The sequence below is a fragment of the Planifilum fimeticola genome (assembly GCF_003001905.1).
Classification (GTDB): Bacteria; Bacillota; Bacilli; order Thermoactinomycetales; family DSM-44946; genus Planifilum; species Planifilum fimeticola.
This window is the reverse complement of record NZ_PVNE01000058.1, coordinates 1-4,683: the sequence shown is the minus strand read 5'-3', so window position 1 is coordinate 4,683 and position 4,683 is coordinate 1. Positions and strand designations below refer to the sequence as shown.

The following is a 4,683-nucleotide window of genomic DNA, read 5'->3' as shown; positions in this document are numbered from 1 at the left end:
GTTCAATCACAGCCCATTGTTCGTCTGTCAGCTCATGTCTCGTACTCATACTTCCATTTTACATTGGCAGATCATGTTTTTGAAATAGCTTGTAATGTCAGATTTCCATCCAACATTTGATACACCTTGTCGCAATATTTTAATAAACGCTCATCATGGGTAACCATAATGGCGGCCTTGTTTCGTGACCGCACGCCATGTGAAATCAGTTCGACCACTTCAAAGGCCCGCTGCGTATCAAGACTGGCTGTCGGTTCATCGGCAAGAATGATGCTTGGATCGTTCATGAAGGCGCGGGCAATGGCCGTTCGTTGCCGTTCTCCACCGGAAAGCTGGTCGGGGAACTTGTGAAGTTTGTCTCCTAAGCCCACTTCTTCCAACAACTCTTGAGCAAAACGCTTATCCTTATTTGTCATCGAGCCTGCCATTTTCTTGACAACTAACAGTTGATCAAGGACGGTCAAGTAGGGCACAAGGTTGGAGGATTGGAAAATAAAGCCGATTTGCTCCAAACGCAACTTTGCAAGTTTCTTCGGCTTCAAATCGGATAGCCGGGTTCCATTAATGATGACGTTGCCTTCAGAAGGCTTAAGAAGCGCACCGGCAATGGAGAGAAAGGTGCTTTTTCCGGAACCCGAGGGTCCGATCACTGCGAGAAACTGGCCGGGATGAACCGTTATGGACACACGATTTAAAACCCTGAATTCTTGATCTTCTACCTTATAATATTTGGATACATTTTCCAGAACAATACCTGTCATTATTCGATCCTCCCAATGGCTTGAAGTGGATCTATATAAGTTGCAATAAAGATTTTCCGATTGTTCGATTCTGTTTTCCTTCATAACAAGTCATTTTGATAGAATGCAGCGGGCGCTCTACTGGATGTAAAACAAAGTTTCAACTTATATAGACATTCCTCTTTTTGATTGTCCAATGAACACCGGAGCGGCACTTCGTACAGTTGCTTGTTCAAGATGATCGCACCCCTCGCGAATTTTTACATAACGCGCATTATAGATCATCCTACAGTCATATGGGTCATACCAGTAATCGCCCCTTCATTCATCGAATACACTTGGTGACATAATGACTGTATGTCCACCTTGTTGTGAGACGTCAATAAAATCGTGCAGCCCCTTTTGTTTTCTTCCCTGATAATCTCATACACCTTGTCTACAGATTTTTCATCCAGGCCATTCATTGGTTCATCGAGCAATATAAGTTGCGGCTTCTCCATAATGCACTGCGCGATGGCCAGTCTTTGTCTCATTCCGAGAGAATACGCCTTCACCGGCCTTTTATCATGCGGATCCAATCCCACTCTCTCGATCGCCTCTTTCACCTCACTCTCTCCGATTTTTTTCTGAATCATGGCTAAAAAATTTAAATTATCGAATCCTGAGTATTGTTCAAGGAAACCTGGTTTTTCCAACAAAACTGCGATATCGCTCGGAAACGATACGTCTTTATGCAACGTCTGGCCAAATACTGCTGCCGTGCCGCTGGACGGCTTCACAAGTCCGCTTATGACTCGGAATAACATCGTTTTCCCAGATCCGTTCGGCCCGACGAATCCATAAATCTTTCCTCTCTCCAACTCTAAGTTGATATTGCGCAAAACTTCTCTCCCTTTTATCGTTTTTGAAACATTGGACAAGACGATCGCATTCATATCGCAAACCTCCTAGATATAATCCGCGTTCTTCACTCTCTTTATCGTCAGATACCCGAACACACCGATCAACAAGAGCTCCACGAACAGAGCCGACCACAACATAGGGCCGCCCCGCAAGAGATCCACCATGCTGTAGTACAAAGGAACAAAAGCCATCGGCCTCTTTACGCCTACAAAAAACAAAGCGAGAATGATGACATTCGCCAGGTGATTCGTCGCATGCACCTTCAACAACATCCACACGCTGGCATGCCAATACAAATTCACTGCGATGCAAACGAACATGAGCACTAGTGAACGGTCAAACGAAAAAGCCATATGCGACACACAGAGACCGAAAACGCTGGCGATCAAAAACGCTGCCAACACATACACCAATGTAAACAGAACGCCAACCAGCAGCCTGGCCATCGTGTACGACGTCGTATCCCGCAACAAGATCCATAGTTTATATTCAAAAGATTTATCTCTTGTTTTCCAAATGATTTGGAGCAACACGACATATCCGAAACAAAACATCAACCAATACATCCAATTCGATATCGTCACCGACCCAAATAAACGAACGAGCGACTCGGATAGGTGTTTGGAAGAAAACGCCTCTGATCGGATAGACATCATCGTTCCTAACAACGGAAATAGGATGCATGTGATCCATACCCTTTTCAAGTCAACCTTGATGAGTGTGAACTCCAAAGACATCGGTTTCATAAGAGATCATCCTGAACATAATAATTTTTATAGTTTGACGAAAAACGAACTATATTGATCAACATCATGATGATCAAGGCTAAAAAAATCATTGTCCAAACTGGAGAGACTCTTTCACTTATGTAGAATACGTAAGGAATCACCCGGGCAGTGAACATATCCAATATGGCCAGCGTCATGACCGTCATGACGCTGAGAAAGCGTTTCGCCCAAAGATCCGTTAGTGCCACAAAAATCAATCCGAATATGGTGGTGACAAAAAAGTACATGAAGAGAAAATAAAGGAATGAACTTTTGTCATCACTGTGTGGCACATATAAAAAAACAGCATGGTAGTGCTTCATGTTTGGATATACCACATATTTCACAAACGCTGTACATAATCCGCCTACTACGGCAACAACGAGAGACACAAGCCCCGCGAAAACGATGACCAATAGCGCTTTATGCATCCCGATCTGTCCCCGAGTGCGGTATCTTCTTAGCACAATCCAAATATTGGTTTGAAGCGTTGAACCTAAAAGAAATAAAAAAGCAGGCAGATGAAAAAATTCATACCGATAGAGCAAGACAAAATCTTTTAGGCTATGCCACTTCGCAATAGTGCTCGATCCCCATGGAAGGGCGGCTGCGATCATCAACAAGGCCATAACCCCAAGAACCGTTTTGATGACGGTTCGATGCAGCTGCACATCTTGCCAGACAAAATCGAAGTTCTGTTTACAGAACATCCTCATTCTTCTTCACTCCATACCAAAATACCCCTAAGGCCATCATGAATTGGAGAGCGAACACGATGACGATTTTATGATAAGACAGTCCTTCTACTGGTTGTGACGGAACTAAGAAATTAAATGGGTCCCAGCCCAACTTGTTCGTGATCGTCAACACCGCCCAACAAACCATATAAATGATTTGCGGCAACAACGTGATCAAATATCGATTCTTCATCACTAACGAAAACGCCAAACCAAGGCAAACATAACCGCCGGCAAATAGCCCCCCGATCACGTAATAAACGAATATGTACCAGTAAGGCGAGATCGCAAGCAAAGACGAAAAGAGCGTTTTCTTTTCCCCCTCAAATGAATTATCTGGCAACTGCAGCGTCCCATCCATGAGCTGCCTGTATGCATGCGAAAAACTCGAATAATCCCAATGGTTGGTCAAAAGGTTCACGAGCACAACCCCAAGAAGAAGAGGAAGAAGAAATAAGAAAAACGCGCTGATATAGGCAAACAAAAATTTCCTCCGGTAATATACGCCTTTACCCATTCGCGTTAATTGGTAATGAAGATTTCCACTGCTTTGGTCTCGATAAATCGAATCCGCTAATGGGATCGATAACAATAATGGAAAAAGGAAGTAGTATAAGGCTGAAAGCACGTTAAAACTATAGCCTCCTAGACCAATCCATGCGAAGTGGGGCGATGTCAAGGCGAGAACATTCTGATTGTGATGATAGATTCGTTGGAGCAACTTCACATATTCGTTGTATTCTTTCACTCCCGTCACGACGGCGCCAATGACGAGCAACAGCAGGCACGCTGCGCCGATGTAAAAATTCTTGTTCTTGACCATTTTTAATAACTCTGCATACATGCTATCCTCTCCTATATCTTTTGGGGCTATTCCCCTTCGCCACCTTCGTGGCGAAGGGGAATAGCTCGACGAAGGAAACGGCTCTCTCCAAAATGCAGTTGATCATATCCGCTTGAGCCGATCACTTATCAGGATAGAATTTACCCGCAATATCAACAGTGACATAAGTGAAGGATGCATTTTCCGCAACTAATGAAACTTTTTTACCAACAGCACTTTGATCTACAGTAAAATAGCGAGTGTCATTATCCGTTACATTCAGCGCGGTTGCCGACACTTTCTTCGAGCCTTGCTGAATCCACATATTCGCTTTATATCCTTGTCCAACGACCGAATTTTCCACTTTGCTTTGGCTGTTCGTCGCTTTATTTGCGCTCGCTAATTCCGTGTCAGCTCCAAAGCGCGGGAGAACTGTAGCATAGAAGCTATTTCAAAATTCGATTCACACACCAAATAATGAATGCAATCAGGCAAAAAGCTCTATAAATATACAAATATCGGTCATATCGAACCACCAACCGACGGTAATTGTTCATCCAACCGAAGCAGCGTTCAATGATCCAACGCCGGCGGTATCCCTCTCCCACACGGATGGGGCGGCCACGACGGGGTTTGCGGCTTTTTCGCTGAATGGTGGGAATGGTGGGCTTGATTCCTCGTCGGCGCAACCAGATTCGGAAAGAACGGCTGTC

At 44.3% G+C, this 4,683-nt stretch carries 7 protein-coding genes; all 7 read right to left on the bottom strand.

Translation table 11 applies throughout. The features are described 5' to 3' along the window. Window positions 1–71 precede the first annotated feature (71 nt). The gene (locus tag CLV97_RS17605; RefSeq protein ID WP_106346823.1) at window positions 72–761 is read right to left on the bottom strand and encodes an ABC transporter ATP-binding protein; all 690 of its coding nucleotides are present in this window, start codon (window positions 759–761) and stop codon (window positions 72–74) included. Between the two features lie 260 nt (window positions 762–1,021). Further along, on the bottom strand, window positions 1,022–1,675 hold the full coding sequence (locus tag CLV97_RS17600; RefSeq protein ID WP_106346822.1) for an ABC transporter ATP-binding protein: 654 nt from the start codon (window positions 1,673–1,675) through the stop codon (window positions 1,022–1,024). 12 nt (window positions 1,676–1,687) lie between these two features. Further along, complete coding sequence (locus CLV97_RS17595) at window positions 1,688–2,389, bottom strand: hypothetical protein (RefSeq protein ID WP_106346821.1); 702 nt, start codon at window positions 2,387–2,389, stop codon at window positions 1,688–1,690. Beyond that, entirely contained in the window at window positions 2,386–3,126 is a 741-nt protein-coding gene (locus CLV97_RS17590; RefSeq protein WP_106346820.1) for a hypothetical protein, read from the bottom strand. The genes CLV97_RS17595 and CLV97_RS17590 overlap by 4 nt, the downstream gene beginning before the upstream one ends. Beyond that, entirely contained in the window at window positions 3,110–3,991 is an 882-nt protein-coding gene (locus tag CLV97_RS17585; RefSeq protein ID WP_106346819.1) for an NADH dehydrogenase FAD-containing subunit, read from the bottom strand. The genes CLV97_RS17590 and CLV97_RS17585 overlap by 17 nt, the downstream gene beginning before the upstream one ends. Window positions 3,992–4,112: 121 nt before the next feature. Beyond that, complete coding sequence (locus CLV97_RS18705) at window positions 4,113–4,295, bottom strand: hypothetical protein (RefSeq protein WP_245891704.1); 183 nt, start codon at window positions 4,293–4,295, stop codon at window positions 4,113–4,115. A gap of 121 nt (window positions 4,296–4,416) precedes the next feature. Continuing rightward, on the bottom strand, window positions 4,417–4,683 hold a 267-nt coding region (locus tag CLV97_RS17575; protein WP_146130502.1), incomplete at its 5' end, for a transposase.

What these genes read in the sequence shown, in the direction of transcription:
- CLV97_RS17605 (WP_106346823.1), bottom strand. Translation starts at nt 761, where the DNA reads ATGACAGGTATTGTTCTGGAAAATGTATCCAAATATTATAAGGTAGAA.
- CLV97_RS17600 (WP_106346822.1), bottom strand. Translation starts at nt 1,675, where the DNA reads ATGAATGCGATCGTCTTGTCCAATGTTTCAAAAACGATAAAAGGGAGA.
- CLV97_RS17595 (WP_106346821.1), bottom strand. Translation starts at nt 2,389, where the DNA reads ATGAAACCGATGTCTTTGGAGTTCACACTCATCAAGGTTGACTTGAAA.
- CLV97_RS17590 (WP_106346820.1), bottom strand. Translation starts at nt 3,126, where the DNA reads ATGAGGATGTTCTGTAAACAGAACTTCGATTTTGTCTGGCAAGATGTG.
- CLV97_RS17585 (WP_106346819.1), bottom strand. Translation starts at nt 3,991, where the DNA reads ATGTATGCAGAGTTATTAAAAATGGTCAAGAACAAGAATTTTTACATC.
- CLV97_RS18705 (WP_245891704.1), bottom strand. Translation starts at nt 4,295, where the DNA reads ATGTGGATTCAGCAAGGCTCGAAGAAAGTGTCGGCAACCGCGCTGAAT.